This is a genomic window from Celeribacter litoreus (genome assembly GCF_020165855.1).
Classification (GTDB): domain Bacteria; phylum Pseudomonadota; class Alphaproteobacteria; order Rhodobacterales; family Rhodobacteraceae; genus Celeribacter; species Celeribacter litoreus.
Map to the genome: position 1 here is coordinate 111,433 of NZ_JAIUFY010000014.1, position 21,867 is coordinate 133,299.

General features: G+C 57.3%; 17 protein-coding genes, 1 tRNA gene and 3 pseudogenes. 5 read left to right on the plus strand and 16 right to left on the minus strand.

Going from position 1 to position 21,867, the window contains the following annotated elements; genetic code table 11:
- The first annotated feature begins 36 nt into the window (after window positions 1-36).
- Both LA304_RS14145 and LA304_RS14150 read left to right on the plus strand, forming a co-directional pair.
- A complete protein-coding gene (locus LA304_RS14145) occupies window positions 37-2,826 on the plus strand; it encodes a bifunctional aconitate hydratase 2/2-methylisocitrate dehydratase (RefSeq protein ID WP_224503819.1) in 2,790 nt (929 codons plus the stop codon).
- Between the two features lie 179 nt (window positions 2,827-3,005).
- A complete protein-coding gene (locus LA304_RS14150) occupies window positions 3,006-3,773 on the plus strand; it encodes a DUF1223 domain-containing protein (RefSeq protein WP_224503820.1) in 768 nt (255 codons plus the stop codon).
- A gap of 6 nt (window positions 3,774-3,779) precedes the next feature.
- On the opposite strand, the gene LA304_RS14155 is transcribed toward LA304_RS14150, so the two are convergent.
- The 5 genes from LA304_RS14155 to purB form a co-directional block, all read right to left on the minus strand.
- Window positions 3,780-4,703: a lysophospholipid acyltransferase family protein gene (locus tag LA304_RS14155; RefSeq protein WP_224503821.1), complete on the minus strand. Its 924-nt coding sequence runs from the start codon at window positions 4,701-4,703 to the stop codon at window positions 3,780-3,782.
- On the minus strand, window positions 4,700-5,608 hold the full coding sequence (locus LA304_RS14160) for a DMT family transporter (RefSeq protein WP_224503822.1): 909 nt from the start codon (window positions 5,606-5,608) through the stop codon (window positions 4,700-4,702). The genes LA304_RS14155 and LA304_RS14160 overlap by 4 nt, the downstream gene beginning before the upstream one ends.
- Window positions 5,609-5,671: 63 nt before the next feature.
- Window positions 5,672-6,769 carry a flagellar motor switch protein FliG gene (locus tag LA304_RS14165; RefSeq protein ID WP_224503823.1) on the minus strand — a complete coding sequence of 366 codons (1,098 nt, stop codon included), beginning with the start codon at window positions 6,767-6,769 and terminating at the stop codon, window positions 5,672-5,674.
- A gap of 121 nt (window positions 6,770-6,890) precedes the next feature.
- Complete coding sequence (locus LA304_RS14170; RefSeq protein ID WP_224503824.1) at window positions 6,891-7,052, minus strand: hypothetical protein; 162 nt, start codon at window positions 7,050-7,052, stop codon at window positions 6,891-6,893.
- Between the two features lie 69 nt (window positions 7,053-7,121).
- A complete protein-coding gene (gene purB / locus LA304_RS14175; protein ID WP_224504246.1) occupies window positions 7,122-8,426 on the minus strand; it encodes an adenylosuccinate lyase in 1,305 nt (434 codons plus the stop codon).
- Window positions 8,427-8,603: 177 nt separating this feature from the next.
- Here purB and LA304_RS14180 point away from each other — a divergent pair, with 177 nt between their 5' ends.
- Window positions 8,604-9,035 carry a DUF6314 family protein gene (locus tag LA304_RS14180; RefSeq protein ID WP_224503825.1) on the plus strand — a complete coding sequence of 144 codons (432 nt, stop codon included), beginning with the start codon at window positions 8,604-8,606 and terminating at the stop codon, window positions 9,033-9,035.
- Here the strand turns inward: LA304_RS14180 and LA304_RS14185 are convergent.
- The 4 genes from LA304_RS14185 to LA304_RS14200 form a co-directional block, all read right to left on the minus strand.
- On the minus strand, window positions 9,019-9,603 hold the full coding sequence (locus tag LA304_RS14185) for a DUF1284 domain-containing protein (RefSeq protein WP_224503826.1): 585 nt from the start codon (window positions 9,601-9,603) through the stop codon (window positions 9,019-9,021). The two genes, LA304_RS14180 and LA304_RS14185, sit on opposite strands and share 17 nt — an antisense overlap.
- 48 nt (window positions 9,604-9,651) lie before the next feature.
- Window positions 9,652-10,488: an EamA family transporter gene (locus tag LA304_RS14190; protein ID WP_224503827.1), complete on the minus strand. Its 837-nt coding sequence runs from the start codon at window positions 10,486-10,488 to the stop codon at window positions 9,652-9,654.
- Window positions 10,489-10,582: 94 nt separating this feature from the next.
- A complete protein-coding gene (gene glnA / locus LA304_RS14195; protein ID WP_224503828.1) occupies window positions 10,583-11,989 on the minus strand; it encodes a type I glutamate--ammonia ligase in 1,407 nt (468 codons plus the stop codon).
- A gap of 93 nt (window positions 11,990-12,082) precedes the next feature.
- On the minus strand, window positions 12,083-12,421 hold the full coding sequence (locus LA304_RS14200) for a P-II family nitrogen regulator (protein ID WP_224503829.1): 339 nt from the start codon (window positions 12,419-12,421) through the stop codon (window positions 12,083-12,085).
- A gap of 172 nt (window positions 12,422-12,593) precedes the next feature.
- On the opposite strand from LA304_RS14200, the pseudogene LA304_RS17950 reads away from it, so the two are divergent.
- Window positions 12,594-14,176, plus strand: a pseudogene (locus LA304_RS17950) (NAD(P)H-hydrate dehydratase).
- Here LA304_RS17950 and LA304_RS14210 read toward each other — a convergent pair.
- Entirely contained in the window at window positions 14,173-14,406 is a 234-nt protein-coding gene (locus tag LA304_RS14210; protein WP_224503830.1) for a hypothetical protein, read from the minus strand. The pseudogene LA304_RS17950 and the gene LA304_RS14210 sit on opposite strands and share 4 nt — an antisense overlap.
- Before the next feature lie 149 nt (window positions 14,407-14,555).
- Between LA304_RS14210 and LA304_RS14215 the strand changes: the two genes are divergently transcribed.
- Window positions 14,556-14,640: transfer RNA gene (locus tag LA304_RS14215), tRNA-Leu, on the plus strand.
- A 223-nt stretch (window positions 14,641-14,863) separates the two neighbouring features.
- On the opposite strand, the pseudogene LA304_RS14220 reads toward LA304_RS14215, so the two are convergent.
- The 6 genes and pseudogenes from LA304_RS14220 to LA304_RS14245 form a co-directional block, all read right to left on the minus strand.
- Window positions 14,864-14,968, minus strand: a pseudogene (locus LA304_RS14220) (IS3 family transposase); the annotation flags it as partial.
- A gap of 91 nt (window positions 14,969-15,059) precedes the next feature.
- Window positions 15,060-15,182: pseudogene (locus tag LA304_RS14225) on the minus strand (IS6 family transposase); the annotation flags it as partial.
- 94 nt (window positions 15,183-15,276) lie between these two features.
- Window positions 15,277-18,510: a DEAD/DEAH box helicase gene (locus LA304_RS14230; RefSeq protein ID WP_224503831.1), complete on the minus strand. Its 3,234-nt coding sequence runs from the start codon at window positions 18,508-18,510 to the stop codon at window positions 15,277-15,279.
- A 327-nt stretch (window positions 18,511-18,837) separates the two neighbouring features.
- Window positions 18,838-19,782, minus strand: coding sequence for a hypothetical protein (locus tag LA304_RS14235; protein WP_224503832.1), 945 nt, complete (start codon window positions 19,780-19,782; stop codon window positions 18,838-18,840).
- A gap of 132 nt (window positions 19,783-19,914) precedes the next feature.
- On the minus strand, window positions 19,915-20,943 hold the full coding sequence (locus LA304_RS14240; protein ID WP_224503833.1) for a hypothetical protein: 1,029 nt from the start codon (window positions 20,941-20,943) through the stop codon (window positions 19,915-19,917).
- Between the two features lie 66 nt (window positions 20,944-21,009).
- Window positions 21,010-21,744, minus strand: a complete 735-nt coding sequence (locus tag LA304_RS14245) for a hypothetical protein (protein ID WP_224503834.1) — start codon at window positions 21,742-21,744, stop codon at window positions 21,010-21,012.
- Window positions 21,745-21,867 lie beyond the last annotated feature (123 nt).

The window sequence follows — 21,867 nt, forward strand, 5'->3', positions numbered from 1 at the left end:
TTCAGGTGTTTGTGTCACTCAATCGCAGGGATCGTCATGAGCTTGTATACCGACTACCTAACCGAAATCGAAACGCGCAAAGGTGAGGGTCTCCACCCGAAACCGATTGACGATGGTGCCCTGGTTGCAGAGCTGATCACGCTCATCGAGGACACTGGCAGCGAGCACCGCAAAGACGCGCTCCAGTTCTTCATCTACAACACCCTGCCGGGCACCACGAGCGCCGCTGGTGTGAAGGCTGCCTTCCTCAAAAAGATCATCCTCGGTGAGGTCACTGTCGAAGAGATCACCCCTGATTTCGCATTCGAACTGCTGTCCCACATGAAGGGTGGCCCGTCCGTTGAGGTTCTGCTCGACATCGCGCTTGGTGATGACGCAGCTCTCGCAGCAAAAGCTGCCGACGTTCTCAAAACGCAGGTCTTCCTCTACGAGGCCGACACCGAGCGCCTCAAAGTCGCTTACGAGGCTGGCAACGCCGTCGCCAAAGAGATTCTCGAAAGCTACGCGAAAGCCGAATTCTTCACCAACCTTCCGGAAGTCGAAGAAGAAATCAAAGTCGTGACCTACATCGCGGCTGAAGGTGACATCTCCACTGACCTTCTGTCCCCGGGCAATCAGGCTCACTCCCGCTCCGACCGCGAACTGCACGGCAAGTGCATGATCACGCCGGAAGCACAGGCCGAAATTCAGGAACTGCAGAAAGCACACCCGGACGCCCGCGTGATGCTCATCGCTGAAAAAGGCACCATGGGCGTTGGCTCCTCCCGTATGTCCGGTGTGAACAACGTCGCACTCTGGACCGGTAAGCAAGCGTCTCCGTATGTGCCCTTCGTCAACATCGCTCCGGTTGTTGCAGGCACCAACGGTATTTCCCCGATCTTCCTCACCACCGTGGGCGTTACCGGTGGTATCGGCCTCGACCTCAAAAACTGGGTCAAGAAACTCGACGCAGACGGCAAGCCGGTTCTCGACGAGAACGGCGATCCGATCCTTGAACAGGCTTACTCCGTTGAGACCGGCAAGGTTCTGACGATCAACACCAAAGAAAAGAAACTCTATGACGCCGACGGCACCGAGCTCGTCGATGTGTCCTCTGCCTTCACCCCGCAGAAAGTCGAGTTCATGAAAGCCGGCGGCTCCTACGCGGTCGTCTTCGGTAAGAAACTCCAGACCATCGCCGCCGAAACCCTCGGCGTCGAAGCGCCGCTGGTCTTTGCACCATCCAAAGAGATCACCAAAGAGGGCCAAGGCCTCACCGCTGTTGAGAAGATCTTCAACCGCAACGCAGTGGGTGTGCTCGCGAAAGACCCGCTCCTCGCCGGTTCCGACGTCCGCGTCAAAGTGAACATCGTTGGTTCGCAGGACACCACGGGTCTCATGACCTCGCAGGAACTCGAAGCGATGGCTGCGACCGTGATTTCCCCGTCCGTGGACGGCGCGTATCAGTCCGGCTGTCACACCGCATCTGTTTGGGACAAAAAGGCTCAGGCCAACATCCCCAAACTGATGGCCTTCATGAACAAATTCGGCCTCATCACCGCGCGTGACCCGAAAGACCACTATCACGCCATGACCGACGTGATCCACAAAGTGCTCAACGACATCACCGTGGATGACTGGGACATCATCGTGGGCGGCGACTCCCACACCCGTATGTCCAAAGGCGTGGCTTTCGGCGCCGACTCCGGCACCGTGGCGCTCGCACTGGCAACCGGTGAAGCCACCATGCCGATCCCCGAGTCCGTGAAAGTGACCTTCAAAGGCGAAATGAAAGACTACATGGACTTCCGTGATGTCGTTCACGCCACGCAGGCACAGATGCTCAAGCAGTGCGGCGACAACGTCTTCCAAGGCCGCGTCATCGAAGTGCACATCGGCACGCTGCTCGCTGACCAAGCGTTCACCTTCACCGACTGGACCGCAGAAATGAAGGCGAAAGCCTCCATCTGTATCTCCAACGACGACACGCTGATCGGCTCGCTCGAACTCGCGAAATCCCGTATCAAAGTGATGATCGAGAAGGGCATGGAGAACGAGGCCGGCACGCTGCAGGGTCTCATCGACAAAGCCGACAAGCGTATCGCAGAGATCAAATCCGGTGAGAAACCGGCTCTGACCCCGGACGAAGGCGCGAAATACTTCGCTGAGGTTGTTGTTGACCTCGACCTGATCGACGAACCGATGATCGCCGACCCGGACGTCAACAACGCCGATGTGTCCAAGCGCTACACCCACGACACCATCCGCCCTGTGTCCTACTACGGTGCTGAGAAGAAGGTCGATCTTGGCTTCGTTGGCTCCTGCATGGTGCACAAAGGCGACATGAAAATCGTCGCGCAGATGCTTAAGAACCTCGAGAAAGAGACCGGAAAGGTCGAATTCAAAGCTCCGCTGGTTGTGGCCGCTCCGACCTACAACATCATCGACGAGCTGAAAGAAGAGGGCGACTGGGAAGTGCTTCAGAAGTACTCCGGTTTCGAGTTCGACGATCTCTTCCCGAAAGCACAGGCACGTACCGAGTATGAGAACACTCTCTACCTCGAACGTCCGGGTTGTAACCTCTGCATGGGTAACCAGGAGAAAGCAGAGAAGGGTGACACCGTGCTCGCAACCTCGACCCGCCTGTTCCAGGGCCGCGTCGTGGAAGACAGCGCCGACAAGAAAGGCGAGAGCCTTCTGGCCTCCACGCCGGTCGTCGTGCTCTCCGCAATTCTGGGCCGCACCCCGACCCTCGAAGAGTACAAACATGCAGTGGAAGGCATCGACCTGACCAAGTTCGCACCGCCGCTGCAGGTTCCGTCGACTGCAAAATCCGCTCACTTCTAAGATCGAGCGCGATTTGAAATTCGGATCGGGCGGCCCCTCGGGGTCGCCCTTTTCAGTTCAGGCGCACATATTCTCGGCAGGGAAGACGCCTGACGCGCCTGTAACAGCATCTCGCAATTCGTTGATTGGCTTTGAACGGCGCCATTGCGTAGAAAAGTGGGGCAACTGACGGAGCCCTCATGCGACAGACTCGTGCCGCTTACAAACCGAACCGTAACCGCGTGCTCGCGCGGATCACCGCCGCCTTTATCGCGGCGGTCTCTCTGTTCGGAGCGACGGACGCCCGCGCCGAAAGTGCGGATGACACGCTCGTCGTTGTGGAGTTGTTCACCTCGCAAGGGTGCTCCTCCTGTCCGCCCGCCGATGCGATGATTGCGGAGCTTGCAACGCGCGAAGGTATTCTGCCACTCTCCTTGCATGTCGACTACTGGGATTACATCGGCTGGAGGGATCATTTCGCACAGCCGCAGTTCACCGAACGTCAGAAAGCCTATGCGCACGCTGCGGGCAAACGTAGCATCTATACGCCGCAGATGATTGTGCAGGGTGCAGAGCATGTTGTCGGCGTCAAACCTATGCGCCTCGGCGAAGCCGTAATGCGGTTTAGCGCCTTGCCGGAGCTTCCGGTTATGCTTGGCGCAACGCGGGACGGGGACAAACTCATGGTGTCTGCTGTGGCGTCCGGACCTTTGCCGCCCGCCATGCGCGTGCAACTCGTCCGGTTCAATCCGCATGAACGGGTTATGATAGAACGCGGCGAGAATGCGGGGAAAACGGTGGACTACACGAATATCGTGACCCAATGGACGCCGATTGCCGATTGGACAGGCGCGGCCCCTCTCGCGATGACTGTGAACGTCAAAGGCGAGGATCACACGGCGATCATCTTGCAGGCTGTCACGCCACAAGGGCCGGGACCGATCCTCGCGGCTGTGCGGGCTGAGTAAGCGCGATTACTCGGAGGCGAAGGCCTCTTCTTCCTCTTTCGTGAGCCGGTCCGGCTTCCACCGGCGGTGAATCCAGAACCACTGTTCCATATGCTCACGGGTGATGGCCTCTAGACTATCGTTCAGTGCTTGGGCCATCTCTTCGGCTGTGCTGTGGGGGATCGGGGCCTCGATCTGGACGCGGAAATTGAGGCCGTCGTCCTGACGCACACCATAGATCGGCACCAGCAGCGCGTCGTATTTGAGAGCCAGTTCCGCAGCGGAGAGCGCCGTGCGGGCGGGCTTGCCAAAGTAGGACAAAAGCGCCCCGTTGCGTTTGTAGACGTCGCTGAGAAAACCAATCATCCCGCCGGATTTCAAATGCTTGAGCATCTGTGCGTAACCGCGACGACCACGCGGAAAGAGCGGCTCTCCGATGGTTCCGATGGCTTTCACATAGTGTTCGTTGAAGAACCGGTTGCGCATCGGATTGTAGAGAGAGCCGACGTCATAGCCATGCGCAATCAGCGCGGCGCGGGGCACGTCGTAATTGCCAAAATGTCCGGTGTGCAGGATCACAGGGCGTCGGGTGTCTCGGGCATCCTTGAGGATCTCCGCGCCTGGGCCTTCGAAGGCAATGTCCTTCATTCGCGCAATAAATTCTTTGCCGGAATAGATCTCGATGAGTGTGCGGCCTGCATTGTCCGCGACGTCTCGCTGGAGGCGTTTGACTTCTGACGCGGGCAGGTCCGGCATGACGTAATCGAGGTTCTCGCGCACGCGGCGCGAATATCCTGCGAGCGGCGCGATGATGTGCGCCATGGTCCACCCCATAGACCGGACGCGCGTCTCATAGGGGAGCGTTAGGGCAAGTTTCAGCAGCCCGCGCATCAGCAGGTTCTGCACATAGTGCCCAGGTTTTCCCTCAATGCCGCCGCGGGTGATCTTCATGGTTGTCCCATTTCTTCGGGGGGCACGCTCGGCGTTGCGCCGCGCTGCCGTTCGCGTTGCCAGACATAAAGTCCCGCCGCGACGATCACAAGGGCGCCGGAAATTGTTGGCCCGTCAGGGACGTCACCAAAGGCCAGATAGCCCCAGCCGGATGCCGCGAGCAGGCCCGCGTAGCTAAAGGGCGCGACGGCGGAGGCCTCCGCAACCGCGTAGGCGCGGATCATCATCAATTGCCCGACCGTTCCCAGTAGCCCGATGATAGACATCAACGCGATGGCATGGGCGTCCGGCGTGACCCAGCGGAACGGGACGATGAGGGTCATGACACCGGTGCAGATCAGGCCGGAGTAGAGAAGGCCCGTGAGCGGGCTTTCTTTGAGGCCGATGTATCGCGTTGAAATCGCATAGCCTGCGAGGCTCACAGCTGTTCCGAGGGGCAGGAGCGAGGCGAGAGAGAACACGTCTGCGCCAGGTCGGATGATGATCATGGCTCCGATCAGTGCCGCAACGATCCCCGCAATACGGCGCGGTCCGACCGCTTCGCCCAAAAGGAGCGCGGCTCCGAGTGTGATCAGAACCGGTGCGAGGTTGGCGACCGCTGTCGCTTCGCCCAACCCTTGCGTTTGCAGAGCCGTGAAGAAACAGGCTGCGGCGCTTAGTTGCATCAGGCCGCGCAACACTTGGAGCACCGGATGCTCGGTCCGCAGCGCCGTGCGCAGGCGCGGGGCGAAGATGATGATTAAGACGATGAGTTGCCCGCCATAGCGCGACCAGAGCACTTGGGCGACGTCGACACGCTGCCCAAGCATCTTTGCGACCATGTCTTGCGAAGAGAAGACAGTGACCGAGATCAACATGAAGATGATGCCGCGGGATTGTGCGGGCAGGCGTGCGAACCAATTCATGCGCGGACGCTAGGCGCAGCCTGCTCCTTTGTCCATACGCACGCACAGTGCCACCCCTGTGCGTCAATCGTCCCCAGTGAGCAGGAAAATCTCACCCGCGCTCTCTAGCTCCCGAATGCTAGCGACCACTGCGTTCATGGCGGCTTCGGCGTCCGAGGCCTTCAGCGTCCCAAGGTTCTCCATCTCCTCGCGCAGTCCGTCTGCCATCCGTTTCGACATATTCGACAGGATGAACTCCGTCGATTCTGCGGCCTCTCCAGTCGCGGCGGCGAGGGCGGCGATGAGTTGATCCTGCTCGACCGAACGGACGAGTTTGGCCACATCCCGCGGGTCGAGGCGCGTGGCGATATTGGCGAAGGTAAAGATGTTTTTGCGGACTTTCTCCGCAAACACCTGATCTGTTTCATCGAGCCCCTCGAGAACCCCGTCGCGGGTGCGGGAGGACGAGAAGTTGAGGATCGCGCCCACACGTTCCGGCGGTTCGTCGCGGAAGGCGGCGGTCGGCTGGGCGTCGATTTGGGAGGCAAGCGATATGCCGATCCGGTGCACGACCTCCGGTGACACACCGGAGGTGAGGGAGATGGCATAGGCGACGCGCCGCGCCCGTTCGCCGGGGAGTTGCGACATGAGGTTCGCGGCTTTCGAGACCTTGAGTTTCGACAGCAGGATCGCCCCGACCTCTACGCTTTCCTCCTCCAGAATGGTGAGAAGACGCGGCATGTCGACCTCTGCAATCCGCTCCCACGGATCACCACTCAGAGAGAAACCGGCGTTCGAGCGGAGTTTGGACGCCGTCGCAGGCGAAATGGCCCCGTCGAGCACAGAGAGCGCGCCTTCTAGTCCGCCGGGGAAGGACAGGCCGATGGCTTCCAGTTCTTGAATGAAGTCCTCAACGACCTGCGCGAGTGTATCTTTGTCGATATAGCGCAACTCGGTCAGTTGATGCGCGAGTTCGACCTGCTGCTCTTCTGAAAAGCCATGAAGGGGCAGTTTGACCTCTTGGGCCGCGAGCAGTTTGACGATGATGGCCGCCTTCGTCTTTTTCGACAGGCGTGTGGGCATCCGCGTGACAGGCGTCGTACCCATTGGGGTGTCGAAGGACGTCGGCCCGCCGAGCCCGAGATCGGGCAGGGCGGCGAGGTCTTCGGATATTTGGGGCACTCCGTCCACACAGGCCTCTCGGTCGATCAGGCATCCCGATCGTTTGAATCATCGTTGCGTATCGCAAGATGGACCGATGGCGGTTAACGGACCATGACTAAGTGGCCGCTTTTCTGGTGTCTCAGCCCACGACCTGTTTGACGCAGGTGCGTGCATCTTTGTCCCACATGTAGCCGTCCGCGCAGGAGGCCGTTTTCTGTTCTCCGCTGCATTCCGCAAAGGCGGCGATTGGGGCGCTCAAGGGCGCTACAAGGGCGAGGGCGAGAAGTGTGCGTTTCAACATAAAAAATCTCCCGACAGCGTTTCGCTATCGGGAGACCATATCACAAATCGTGCTTTTTTCTAAGACGGCTTACTCGCCGAAAACGCGCTTGAAGATCGTGTCGACGTGCTTGGTGTGGTAGTCCATGTCGAATTTCTCGTTGATCCCGTCAACGCCAAGCGCCTTGACCACATCTTCGTCTGCGAGCAGCTGCTCGCGGAAGTCAACGCGATCTTCCCAGACTTTCAACGCGTTGCGCTGCACCATCGTGTAGGCGTCTTCGCGGGACACACCAGCTTGGGTCAGGGCGAGGAGCACGCGCTGTGACATCACCAGACCCGGGAACTTGTTCATGTTGTCGAGCATGTTGTCCGGGAAGATGAGCATTTTTTCAACGACACCTGCCAAACGATTAAGCGCAAAATCGAGCGTGACGGTCGCATCCGGACCGATTCCACGCTCCACAGAGCTGTGGGAGATGTCGCGTTCGTGCCAGAGCGCGACGTTTTCCATGGCGGGAATCACGGTCATGCGCACGAGGCGAGCGAGACCGGTGAGGTTTTCGGTCAGAACCGGGTTCTTCTTGTGCGGCATCGCCGAAGAGCCTTTCTGGCCCATGGAGAAGAATTCCGCGCCTTCGAGAACTTCGGTGCGCTGCATGTGGCGGATTTCGATCGCGATGTTTTCGATCGAGGAGGCGATCACGCCGAGCACGGCAAAGAACATCGCGTGACGGTCGCGCGGGATGACCTGCGTGGAGATCGGCTCCGGCTTGAGACCCATCTGTGCGCAGACGTGCTCTTCGACGGCAGGGTTGATGTTCGCAAAGGTGCCAACAGCGCCGGAGATCGCGCCAGTGGCGACTTCTTCACGGGCAGCCTGCAGACGGGCTTTGTTGCGGTCCATTTCGGCGTAGAAACGGGCAAAGGTCAGGCCCATCGTGGTCGGCTCGGCGTGGATGCCGTGCGAACGACCGACGCGAACGGTCATTTTGTGCTCCATCGCGCGGGTTTTCAGCGCGGCGAGCACTTTGTCGAGGTCTGCGAGCAGGATGTCAGCGGCACGCACGAGTTGGACGTTGAGGCAGGTGTCGAGCACGTCGGAGGAGGTCATGCCCTGGTGAACGAAACGGGCCTCTTCGGAGCCAACGTGTTCTGCAAGGTGCGTCAGGAACGCGATCACGTCGTGCTTGGTGACGGCTTCGATCTCGTCGATACGGGCCACGTCGAACTCGACGTCTTTGGCTTTCCACACGGCTTCGGCGTTCTCGCGCGGGATCACACCCAGATCGGCCTGTGCGTCACATGCGTGGGCTTCGATCTCATACCAAATCTTGAACTTGGTAGCGGGTTCCCAGATGTCGACCATCTCTTTGCGGGCATAGCGGGGGATCATCGGCGGACCTTTCGTGATACGGGAAACTGTCGCGGGTCTCTTACGCATAAGGGGGGCAAAGGGCAAGCCTTGGTGCACTTTGGCGGCATTTGCTGGGTGAAATGTCGGCGGCAAACGCTTTGTCCGGAGGGCAGCCGCATGATAGGGTCCGCGCCGGATGGGGAGGAGCGTGGCGCGATGGACCTGAGACTAACAGATTTCGAGGGCGAATGGACCCTCGAGCGGACAATCGACGATGCGCTTGCGGGACAGAGCGCGCGGATGACCGGCAAAGCCACCTTCACACCAGAGGACGACGGTCTCCGCATGACAGAACGCGGGCGGCTGGAGATGGAGGCCACGAGTCAATCCTTTGATGCAGAGCGCGAATATGTCTGGCGGTCCGCGCCGAATGGTATTGCGGTCTATTTCGACGACGGGCGGCTCTTTCACCTCTTCGAGACCGCATCGGCGTGCCCGACCGCGGATCATGATTGCCCGCCGGATGATTACTCTGTGGCCTATGATTTCTCTGAGTGGCCGGTCTGGACCGCGCGGTGGCGTGTGAAAGGACCGCGCAAGGATTACGTCAGCACGACGGTCTTTGCACCGATCAGCGCGGAAACATGAGATTCATGAGCGCATGGCGCAGATCGTCCTGCGTGATCAGGAGGATAAGCAGAAACGCCACGCCCCCCATCCGGAACCAAAGCGTCGCGCCATAGAGGCCGTCGATCAACCCGGCGAAGCCGGATTTGGCGGCTTTCGGGAGTGTATGTGGTGCGAGCACGCGGCAGTTGGTATATCCGTTATCCGCAACTTCCGTGCAGAGATCATGCCATTGGCACCCTTTGCAGGCGGCGCGGATTTTCCCCGTCGCAAACGCGGCGCGAAGCATGCTGATCCGTTCCGGCGTCAGTTTGAGCGTGGTGCCATTCCGAACGTCCACTCCAAGGAGCTTGCCCACATCCCGCGCGGTCAGATCGTCGCGGGTGATGACCCGATGCCCGTGGCAGTGCTCTGTGAGATCGCCCGCAATCGGCGCGCAAATGTCGTCGGGCTTGTCGGTGATCCTGATCTTCTCGCCTGCATTCAGCCGCGCGGCAATCCGGTCGTAGTTGTTCACGAAGGCAGGGGAGTAGCCTTTCCCCACATAGGTGAGCAGGCACAGGAGGTGGTGCGGGCGTAACTGGATCATGGTCTCTCGGTTGAACGTCTCGGGCGGTTGACCCATCATTCGTGACGATCAACTCAATCTCAAGGCAATTGCGCCAATTGCGATGCAAACGGCCGCGATGATCCGGCGCTTGCCGACCTGTTCGCGCAGGATGAAGAGCGAGATGAGGGTGCCGAACAGGATCGAAGTCTCGCGCAGGGCGGCAATGACGGCGACGGGCGCGAGTGTCATCGCCCAGAGCGCAAGCCCGTAGGATGTGACTGTTCCGAAACCTCCGATAAGGCCGACGTGCCACTGCGCGCGGGCATAGGCCACAAACCAGTCTTTTCGAACAACGAGCCCCCAAAGGATCATCGGCACGCCCGTCAGCAGGAAAATCCAGAGCGTGTAGGCCGCAGGCGCATCAGAGCGGCGCACGCCGGCCCCGTCCACGAGCGTATAGCTCGCAATCACGGTGGCGTTCAGCAGTGCGAGAAGGAGGCCCGTTCTCTGATCCGACGGATGACGCCCAAGCGCCATGCTCAGAACGCCCGTGCAGATGATCAGAACTCCGATCCACGCCATCGGGGCGAGGTGTTCGGTGCCCAGAAGAATACTCACCGCAGCCACGATCAGAGGTGCCGTCCCGCGCATGAGCGGGTAGGTGAGGCTCATGTCTGCCAAACGATAGGTTTGCGCGACGAGCACGTAATAGACGATCTGCATCACCGATGAGGCCGCAATAAACGGCCAGCTTTCCGGCGCGGGGGCAGGGAGGAACGGCAGGAAGAGCGCAGAGAGCAGGGCACCCGCGCCAGTAACCAGAGCCGTTGTCATCAACTTGTCCGACCCGCCTTTGACGATCGCATTCCACGTCGCGTGAAGCGCGGCAGCGAACATCATGATGAGGAAGGTCGTGAGGCTCATGAGTGGCGGCGTCCCGAAGTTACAAACAAGGTGCTCTCAAAAGAAAAGGGCCCCGCGAAGGAGCCCTTTCCCGAATTCTGAAAACCGCTGCCGATTAGCAGGAGTAGTACATTTCGTACTCGACCGGGTGCGGAGTGTGCTCGTAGGCGTACACTTCTTCCCATTTGAGGTCGAGGTAACCTTCGATCTGGCTCTTGGTGAACACGTCGCCTGCGGTGAGGAAGTCCATGTCTTTTTCGAGCTCTTCGAGCGCTTCGCGGAGCGAGCCGCAAACGGTCGGGATCTCGGCCAGTTCTTCCGGTGGCAGATCGTAAAGGTCTTTGTCGGAAGCTGCGCCCGGATCGATCTTGTTGGTGATACCGTCAAGGCCGGCCATCAGCAGAGCTGCGAAGCAGAGGTACGGGTTGGAGGACGGATCAGGGAAACGTGCTTCAACGCGTTTTGCTTTCGGGGATTCAGCCCACGGAATACGCACACAACCGGAACGGTTACGAGCGGAGTACGCACGCAGAACCGGAGCTTCAAAGCCCGGGATCAGACGCTTGTAGGAGTTGGTGGACGGGTTGGTGAAGGCGTTCAGCGCTTTCGCGTGCTTCAGGATGCCGCCGATGAACCACAGTGCCTCGTCGGAGAGATCAGCGTATTTGTCGCCAGCGAAGAGCGGCTTGCCGTCTTTCCAGATGGACATGTTCACGTGCATACCGGAGCCGTTGTCGCCTTTGATCGGCTTCGGCATGAAGGTTGCGGAACGGCCATATGCGAGAGCCACGTTGTGGATCACGTATTTGTATTTCTGCAGGTTGTCAGCTTGCTCGGTGAGCTTGCCGAAGATCATGCCGAGCTCGTGCTGGGAGGTCGCCACTTCGTGGTGGTGTTTGTCGACCTTCATGCCCATGTTCGCCATGGTGGTGAGCATTTCGCCGCGGATGTCCTGGCCGTCGTCGGACGGGTTCACCGGGAAGTAGCCGCCTTTGTAACCCGGACGGTGGCCGAGGTTGCCCATTTCGAACTCAGCGTCGGTGTTCCATGCCGCGCCGTCAGCGTCGATCTGGTAGCCAACTTTGTTCGGGGTGACGGAGTAACGCACGTCGTCGAACAGGAAGAATTCAGCTTCCGGACCACAGTAGAATGCGTCACCGATGCCGGAGGATTTCAGGTAAGCTTCTGCACGCTGTGCACAGCCACGCGGGTCACGGTCGTAGGATTCGCCGGTGTCAGGCTCAACCACGGTGCAGTGCACGCAGAGGGTTTTTTCAGCGTAGAACGGATCGATGTAGGCCGAGTCCGGATCCGGGATGAGTTTCATGTCGGATTCTTCGATGGATTTCCAGCCAGCGATGGAGGAGCCGTCGAACATGAAGCCTTCTTCGAAGAAATCTTCGTCCACTTCCGTGTGGCGCAGCGTCACGTGCTGCAGCTTGCCGCGCGGATCAGTGAAACGCACGTCAACGTATTGGACGTCTTCGTCCTTCATGGTCTTGAGAACGTCTTGGATGCTCATTTTACGACCTTATCCCTTCTTTTAAGAGTAGATGGTGGTTCTGACGAAATCGCGTGAACTCTGTCCCTGTTTCCACGCGAATTGCGTCCTCCCTTACAGCGCGTCGTCGCCCGACTCGCCGGTACGGATGCGGATAGCCTGTTCAACAGGCGAAACGAAAATCTTGCCGTCACCGATCTTGTCGGTTTTGGCGGCTGCCACGATGGCTTCGATGGCATCATCGACCTGCTCGTCAGAGAGCACAACCTCGATTTTCACTTTCGGCAGAAAGTCGACGACATATTCAGCGCCGCGATAAAGCTCTGTGTGGCCCTTCTGACGACCGAACCCTTTGACTTCGACCACGGAAAGACCTTGAACGCCGATTTCTTGCAGCGCTTCTTTCACTTCGTCGAGCTTGAAAGGCTTGATGATAGCTTCAATCTTTTTCATCGACCTTCGACTCCCTAAACTTCATTCGCCCACCCTCAGAACATTTCTCAAATGCTCTCACAATCGACTAACCTGAGGGCAACCAAAGTGCCCACAGGATTCGCAGTCAATTGCACGATATTTGTGCGTTGCGACTTATTAAAGGGCAAATTGAAAACATTTGAGGCAAAACATGGCAGAATTGCTGACCAGTGCACAAATGCGCGCCATTGAGAAGGCGGCAATCGACAGCGGAGAGGTCACAGGACTGGATCTTATGGAGCGCGCAGGCGCGGGCGTCGTGAATGCCGTTTTCGAAGAATGGCCTGACCTCGCACAGTCCTCCTATAAAGCCGTCGTCCTCTGCGGCCCCGGCAACAACGGCGGAGACGGCTTCGTCATCACGCGGCTGTTGAAACAACGCGGCTGGGAGGTGGAGGTGTTCCTCTATGGCGATCCCGAAAAGCTGCCACCGGATGCGAAGGTGAATTATGAGCGGTGGGCGGAGATGGGGGAGGTTGCTCCTTACGTTGATGAAGAGTTCCAACTTGATCCGGCAGAGTATCGAGAGACGAGCGTCATGTTTGATGCCCTCTTTGGGACGGGGCTGACCCGAGCCGTCGAAGGGTTTAATGAATTCGCATGGCACACGCAGATTTCTGAATTTCGCATGGCGCCTAAATTTCGAAAGGGTGCATTTGTCGGAAGTAGGGTCGTCGCGGTCGATGCGCCAAGCGGTCTTTGTGCCGACTCCGGACGATATCTCGCTACCAATGATCCTTATCACGAATCCATACGAGCTGATCTAACGGTCAGCTTTCACCGCATGAAGCTCGGGCATGTCTTGGCGGATGGCCCGCATGCCTGTGGGAAAACGGTCGTTGTCGATATCGGTTTGACCGAAAGGCATAAAGAAGCTGTGCAGCTTACAGACCCGACTATTTGGGAACTCAAAAAGACATGAGCAGCGCCCACAAATACACCCACGGCCACGCCCTGATCCTCACCGGCCTCTCCGGCAAAACTGGAGCCGCCCGTCTCGCCGCCCGCGCCGCTCTCCGTGTCGGCGCTGGCCTTGTCTCGCTTGGCACCCCGCATGAGGTCGTGACCGAGGTCGCCGCCCAGATCACTGCCCTCATGCTGACGGAGATCGACACGCCGGAACTCCTCACCCGCGTGCTCGCCGACGACCGCCTCAACGCGCTCTGTATCGGGCCGGGGTTTGGGGTGGAGCGGGCAGGGGCGTTCCTGCCCTCCGTTTTGGCCGCCAAGCGTGCCACCGTGCTCGATGCCGATGCGCTGACGGCGCTGGCGCAGAGCGAGACGCAGTTTGAGGCGCTCCATGACAAATGCGTCCTCACGCCCCACGCGGGCGAGTTCAAGCGCCTCTTTCCCGACATCGCCGAGAAACTCGACGCCCCCGCAACTAAAGGCCCCGCCTACAGCAAAGTGGACGCCACCCGCGAAGCCGCCAAGCGGGCTGGCTGTGTCGTGTTGTTCAAAGGCCCTGATACGGTGATTGCCTCGCCCGCCGGACGATGCTCCATCAACGCAGCCGTCTACGACCGCGCCGCGCCTTGGCTCGCGACCGCTGGGTCAGGCGATGTGCTGGCGGGGTTGATCACAGGCCTCATGGCGCGCGGGGTCGCGCCTCACGACGCCGCAGAAACCGGCGCATGGCTCCATGTCGAAGCCGCCCGCAGTTTTGGCCCCGGCCTGATCGCAGAGGACCTTCCCGAAGAACTCCCGAAAGTGTTCCGAAACCTCGGGCTCTAAGGCTCTTCGTCGCGCTCAGTGGTCTCGGACGACTTCCCGTTCAGCGATACGATCCCCGCAACGCAAAGCACCGCGACCCCGCCAAAGGCGAGGATCGGCGCGCCAGTGAGCCCAAGCCCGCCTGTGCCGAGACCGGAAAGCGTCTGAAAGAACAACACAAGCGCGATGCCGCCGGTGATCACCGCGACAATGCCGAGCAGGATGGTGAAGACAATTCTGCTTTCTCCCATAGCAACCTCCCCTTTGCTCGGGGCATGGTCGCAAGCCCCGAGATACTTCGCCATGATCTCGGGCAAGACGCCCCGTAGAAAGATTTGCGGCTCTCGATGTGGGACCCGCTTGACCATTCCAGAAGGCCCGACTAGAAGGCCCGAAGACTGCGGGTGTGGCGAAATTGGTAGACGCACCAGATTTAGGTTCTGGCGCCGCAAGGCGTGGGGGTTCAAGTCCCTCCACCCGCACCATTTTTTATTAAATTTATATTTATAATCAGTAATTTGGTTGGTTTTTAATTTTTTACAACCACCCTGTTGTCCACCCTTTGCGTGGCGTGAGGCCGGTCTCTTGAGCGGTGAGCTAGTTGCCTATTTTCGAAGGGGCCGTTTCGGGCGGGGAGCTGCCGTTCGCCGCGCCTTGTTCGAAAGTCCGAGATAAACAGAAGCTGACCTTCGAGGCGCGAATGCCTTGACTGGTTCGGGGGCGCTTGTAGATCGCCTCCAAGCCCATCTTCGCCATCAGCCTGCGCACGCGGTGGCGGCCCACGGTTGTGCCTTCACGGCGCAGAAAGGCTGCGATCTGGCTGGTCCTCCCCCACTGACGTGGTCCACCGTAATGGCTAGGAAAACGGAGGGCCACGTCAGTGGGGGAGGACCAGGATATCTGCAGCGAACATCGGCCCGAAACGATGCCACCAGTAGCGAACCGTTTCGTGGCTCACATCCACGCCACGTTCATGGAGTAGATCTTCGACATTTCGGAGCGAGAGCGGGAAACGAACATAGAGCATAACGGCCAGACGAATGATCTCGGGACTGGTTTTGAAATCCTTGAAAGGGGAGCGTTTGGCCTTGGCTCGAGGCTACGTGACCGCACTACCACGCTCAAGCCAAGTTCTTATGACAAGACCGCCCTGACAGAACCTCTTCTAGAGTCACCCATACGGGCTCATCGGGCTTGCTAATTTTATTGACAGGCCATCGCTCTTCCAGGTTCTTTTTGATCACTGTATATGACCCGGAAAATCCGATGTTTGATGCGCTCACATTCCGCTCAGTTACGAGCGTGTATTGAAGGCCGGTATGTCGGCGCTGCCAATCCTTTTTAACCACCCTGAAACCCTCCTTGCTTCCCATGCTTCCCATCTCCTCCCAAATTTTCGAAAGCGGACGCCATTCCAACACGGAATCGCGCTCTGCAAGACGGGCAACACTCAACTCCTTGTCGCTTTGCATGACCTCTTTCTTAGGAATGTCAGACACGACGGATGTCAGGTGCCCTCCCCCCTCAGACGCCGCCTGATTTTCCTGAAACCTATCCAGCGCCTCTTCCACACTGATGACCTGACCACTCTCCTTCATGTATCGGGCGAGCGTGGAAAAGTTGGGAACACCGCTCCAGTCCGCAATCGAACCAACGATGTAGGCACGCTTTTTTGCGCGGGTGAGTGCCACGTTCAGGATGTTCGGTGCCTGTCCTGCCCACTTCCGAGATCCGACCCCCCTCCTGCCAGCTGCGCTTCCTAGGACGATGAAGACCGCCTCGGCCTCCTTGCCTTGGAACGCATGGACAGAGCCAGCCTCGACACCTTTGATCTTCCTGCCTCCGCAGGCCACCGCCACCTTCTTGAAAGGCGAAATGAAGAATACGGAAGGTATCTGCCGCTTGGCCGACACTTCATCGGCAAGCCATTTACGAACCTTCTTCACGAAGTCGATCTCGGGCTTGTTGACGTGGCCGTCTGAGGGCAGGCTTGCGACATCAATCCAGCATGACTCTCCGAGCGGGAAATCCAGTTCCGCTCCGTTCTTGTTTGCCTGAACCATCTGATTGCCATAAGCGATCTCGTTGGCCACGCTGAACATCGGGTCCGCGCAACGACGATGTGCTCTCAGCGGAAGACCACCCCAGACCTTGTTTTCGCCGACGCCGATATAGGCGCCTACCGACATCGCGCAGTCGGCCATAGTCTGCACGGAGTTCCCCGCAGGGTTGAGGTCCTTTCCGACACCCAACGCCTTTGCAATCGCGCTCACGCTCTTGTCTTCGAAGGTTGCAACGGGCTCGACCTGCAGTGGATCACCGACGATCACAGCCCGCTTGGCGCGCCAGAGGGCGCCCGCAGCCGACGCCGCCGTCGCCTGCCCGGCTTCGTCGATCATCAGCCACGGGATCTGTCCCCCTTGGAATGGAGCGAACATCCGGCTGATCGACGCCAGAGATGTGGACACGACAGGGACGCAAAGAAACAAGAGGTCCCAGAGACGTCGCTGAAGATGTGGTAATATTTCTTCATCGCTTTTGGAGCCTACCATTGTGTTACACAATGTCAGTGTGCCTCTGAGACGCCCGTAGTTTTCAGAAAGCGCAGCACGGTGCAGGTCGAGAGCGGCAAGGAAGAGCTCTGCCCTTGCAATCTCGAATTCCTTGTTCACGTTGAATGACAGAAGTTGTCGCTGGCTTTCCGGGAGGCGGCGTAGAAGGTCCAAATCTGTGAGTGTCACACCCTCCGGAACGGGAGCACCTGAGCAATAGGCAACATCGGTCATCTTCTTTTGCATCTCAGTGACTCGCTTCCTGCAAGCGCTCAGATACTCTTTGGCTTCCTCAAAAGTGGCTTTGCCGTCTGTAGCCTCGAGATCACGCCCCAGCGGCGGCGGCACGACCTCTCCGTCTTTTTCCATGGGCTTCGGGTGCCAAGCCTTGGCAAATGCTGAGCGGTTTCCCGAGTTGCCGAGCGCCGCAGAAATGGACCCCCAGGCATCTTTCGGGTGTTCTTTCGGATCTTTGCGTGCGTTTAGGATTGCAGTGCCGGAGCGGGGCAAAAAAGATGGCCATTTAAAATTTTCGTCGCGTTTATTTTCGTCGCGTTTAAAAGTTTCGTCGATCGCACCGTCATCGGGAAGTTCGTTCGAGATGTTTTCTACTGCCGAGTTATTGTTCGACGTTACGACAATGCCGCTGTCGCCAAGTTCGGCAATCGGAAGGAGACACTGGTGGCCATTTATTTTGACCGTTTCAAAGAGTTTCGAGCTGTCGTCAGCATTTGCCATCACGAACGCCCGCTTGGTAATGATGTTCGCGATGACATCCCGCAACAAAGTCGTCTTGCCTGTGCCTGGCGGGCCATTCACGGCACGGAGCTCCGGCTTCTTAACATCGGACAGTTCCCATATCGAATTTACCGCGGCTTGCTGCCCCATCATGAGGTGGTGCTCAGGGTTGGAGGGCCAACGTGCAGGAGGCATTTTTTCGGCTGCCAGAAGGTCGCAAAGACACTCAACAAAACCCCTATTCAGAATATCGGAACGTTTTACGACATCGGGGCCATTCAGAATATGTTCAAGCGCACCATGATTGTCGCTCGGGAGCAGACCTCCGATCCGCTCCAGATCATCCATGTAGAAATTGGGCATCAATCCGAGAGGGCGGAGTTTCGCTAAAGCATCCTCGTCCGAAGCTTCGACACGTCGAATGAGAATTCGCTCCGGCCAGGGGGCGAACAGGTCGGGAGCCAGATCCCGCAGATAGCGTTCTTCCCGATCTATCATCTCCCAATTGAAGGCAGCGGATCGGACAGCGGGATCTTCGTGTACCGTCGCTGAATCGGAAACAGCCGCATCCACCTGCATAATTCGATCTGCGTCGATCGGGGGCGCGAAGCGCTCCTTGAATTTCTTCCTGAGACCCCTGAATTTCTCGTCTGTATATATAGGGTTCCGTTTCTGTGCATAGCCCAAAACGTGGTCGGCAATCTGGAATGGCTCGAACTTTCCCTCGTCGAGAAGCTTTCCGTCCTCGTTCAGGAACAAGAGTGCGGAATAGCACTCAGCATCAAATTCGCGAGCATGGCGATAGTCATCTTCATCCTCTGCGGCTCCGAAAGCATTGGCCATCCGGGCATGTGCTTCTGCCTTCCCGATTTCCCCCAAGTAAACAACATAGAAGAGTATTTTACCCGCAGGTGCCCTCGGAGTCTTGTTACTCTCCCAAGGAAGTCGGCCATATTTGGTGGCGTAGAAGAAAGCACCTTCGTTTAGTTCAGGAATCTCCGGAATTGTCAGCAATTCGCTGGCACGCCATAGGCTGATTACACTTTGCTTGTTCGGGCCCGACATTACTTCTTATCCAAATTGAGGAAGCCCTCCCAAGACAGAAGAGGCTTTATAAGCCTAATAATCGCAAGCTCATCAGACCACAACTCAACGCTTTGAAAAAACAGCATATTACCCTCAATTAAGGCACGCTTCACTGAGCTATGCTCGAAATTCAGACATTGAGCACCTACTCCGATTTGCAGCGGCAATCCCCCCCCCTTTGTCGGCGCCTTCATTGAAGACGGCGTCGGGAAAGGGGTAATTCAGAAATGCGGGTTTGAACAGGAAAAGCCGGACCCGTAAGGGCCCGGCGTCAATCGTGTTTTAAAATAATGCCCTTGGTAAAGCTTATTTTTTCAGGGGCCACCAAGATGGCTTAGATGGCTTTTTGCCTCTGATCGGCGCAAGCAGTTCATCGAGTTTCTCGTCCTTCGTCATCTTCGAGCGGCGTGCTTTTTCCGCACGGTAGATCGTGATTTCACGATCCGTCATCGGGATCTCGCGCGTTGCTTTGTAGTTTGCGATTTCGAGTTCATCCGAGATGTCCCCGGTCTTGATCATGTATTCCAGGCGAAGGTTTTCCATGTGCCACTCAGGGTGTTTGGATTTTTCCTTCTCATAGAGAGCATAACCAAAACGTAGACCTGGAATGGCTTGCTTCTTCACGCCTTCCGGATACAGGAAATCTTCCTGATCAGATCCGGAGGTTTCACGAAGCACTTCTTCTCGGCCAATCCTCGGCTTTCTGAAATAAACCGCGATCATCCTCCAGATCCTCTGATCAGGGTTCGCCTCATAATATTTTTCGAGGGCCTTCCTGTGCGCTCTCCACCCGAAATACCGCTCCATGCTCAGGATATCGCCTTCGTATTTGCGGCGCGGGCGTTTCGCGAGAAATTCCTCGGATCGTGGATCCGGGATAAACTCTCTTGTTTTCCGGTCACGGATCTTGATGAAATCTCTCATCTCGTCGTAGGGGTCGAAGCACTCCGTGATGATCTCGAAGAGACCATCAAGACGCCACCCATCCCATACGACCGTCTCCTCCGTGACATCACCGTGATACCACATCGAGTGGATGTCGTAGGGGTCGAGCTTCGACGGCCGGCGATAGCCGGGCAGAAGAACGATCTGGTAAGGAAGCTCTGCATTCCGCGCCCAGAGGTCAAAACACCAAGGAGAGAATGAACTGATAGAGAGGGCAACGAAGGCTGGAACGCCCTCCTCTACTGCATCTCCTGGCGCATAGAGTTTTACAGTTTCGATATTTTCTTGAAGAATTGGGCTGCTCATTTCCTACCCTCCAAATTGAGGGTAGAAAATGGCAACTCTTCTTTGCCGTCAAGGCGAAGAAGCCACGCTGCTGGTTCATGCCCCTTATGGGTTTTTTGGGGGGCCACTTCAGTGGCTCTTTGGATATTCATATCAGACCCTCAATCTCTCAGGCAGCAGGTCACTTAGCGTCGTGGTCTGAACAAAATACTCGATGGCTTTCCCCATGTCGGTACCCCCACCTCCTACAGCGGACTGTGCAATGGCCTGCGTTTCCTCGAAAACACCCTCAGACGGATACAGGATGTGTCTGACCTGCTCTCCTGTGACCCTATCCAAGATCACAAAATCGAAAGTTTCCTGCGCGGCGAACATCGAGAATTGCGGACTTAATAGGAAACTGGGATTTGCGAACTGTTCGAGGCAAACCCCGGCGGGGCGGCCGATACCAATAGCCCAGATCAGGAAAGCGAGCGCCCCATGGGGTGTCTCACTGACCCCCTGAACGATCTCAAGCGAAACTCGCGGAGCCTCCGACCAAGCTTTAGCCTGATCAGGATCCGCGTAGCAGACAACTGCCAGTTTTTCCTGGCCAGTTTCGTCTGTGAATACTCGGAATTTCACCCCGGCTGGCTCCGCCACCTGTGCAGGTTGACCTTCCGAACCAAGGGTCGGCACGACGAGGTTTTGGAAGATAAGGCTATCAGGATGCAAATAGCCCTGTTTCGCATCCTCGAGAAGCATCGGCACAACCAAGGGAAGCCGCTGCATTGCAGCATCAGCAATGCTCTGAGCGTCATCTGTATCGACGCTGAAACTTCCCAGAAATCGAAATCCATACTCAGGCTCGACCTCTGGAGAACACCCGTTTTCCCGATACGCAAGACAGGCAATGGCATTGTGTCCTGAGGCCACGGCATGCTCAAATGTCTTTGTCCCGGCGACCAGCTCCTTTAAAACACCCATCAAAGCCATCGAAAAACTTATTTCCTGACCCGGCACGTTTTGGTGCTTTATGGTGTCCCATTGATTCACACCGAGCCAGTTTCCAGCGGTTTCAACCAAGGGGTTGGCAGAGGATGTGCCAAAAACCTTTGGGGAACCTACAAGCGTTGCAGCGTCAAAGTAGAAGGAAAACCAATCGGTATCTCCAAGGCAAACAACATTCATTTTTTGTGTCATACGTGACGTCTTTCTGACCACATTTTAAATTTATTGGGGGATTGGCGTTTGAGAACGGCAAGGAGCCTATGAAGGCCAATTTCCATTTCGCATGTCGCTAATTCTTCTCTTCGCCAATCCATACAAATACTTCCACTGATCAGGCGTGGGCCAACCATCGCGAGGGCTCTTTTCAAGGTCCCGCATATTTTTGAGAAAACTCTCCGATCTCTTAAATTCACGTTTAATATGGGCTTCAACGGTGTCCGCAACGAGCAAGGCCGAAGCAAGCCTTTCCAGGTGAGCGACGGTCAGCTTGCCTTCCCAAATGTCCTCATTGAATTCACTCAGTGTCGCCCGAGCCTCTTCGACCTGTCTTTCATATATCTGAGTTTCGTCACGGACCCACTGCTCCCGTTCGGCTTCAGTTTTCTGCTGAAGCATCTCCTTGTAGAGACGCTGTTCTTCAGCACGAGCCTCTTTTTCAATATGTTTGCGCTCCTGCAATTCTGGAATGATGTCAGCAGCGTCCCCATCCAAAAGCCAATCCGCCCCAGAAAAGACGCTACTTTCGGGAAACTCTGCCTCTACACATGCTGTTTCCCGATCTTCCCCTTCTGGGCGGCTAGCCAGTCTGACGTACAGCTTCGAGCAGTCGGCGCTTACATCCTCGACTTTGTATTTTCGAGGCTCATCTTCATCAGGAAAATACCGCTCAAAATGCGCACCTTTGAGCCGGGAGAGATATTCTTCGTTCCCCTCAAACAAATACTTCAATTCTTTCTGCTCGATTTCACAGTTTGTCACGAGACAACCTTTCATTCGTGAGTCGCTGATACATGGGATAAGCCATTCCCCTCGGGCTTCCACGGGTAGATATTTTTATTTTTACAATCAGTTGCTTAAATGCTCCAAAAAGCACACAACGCCTTACCCGGACAGTGC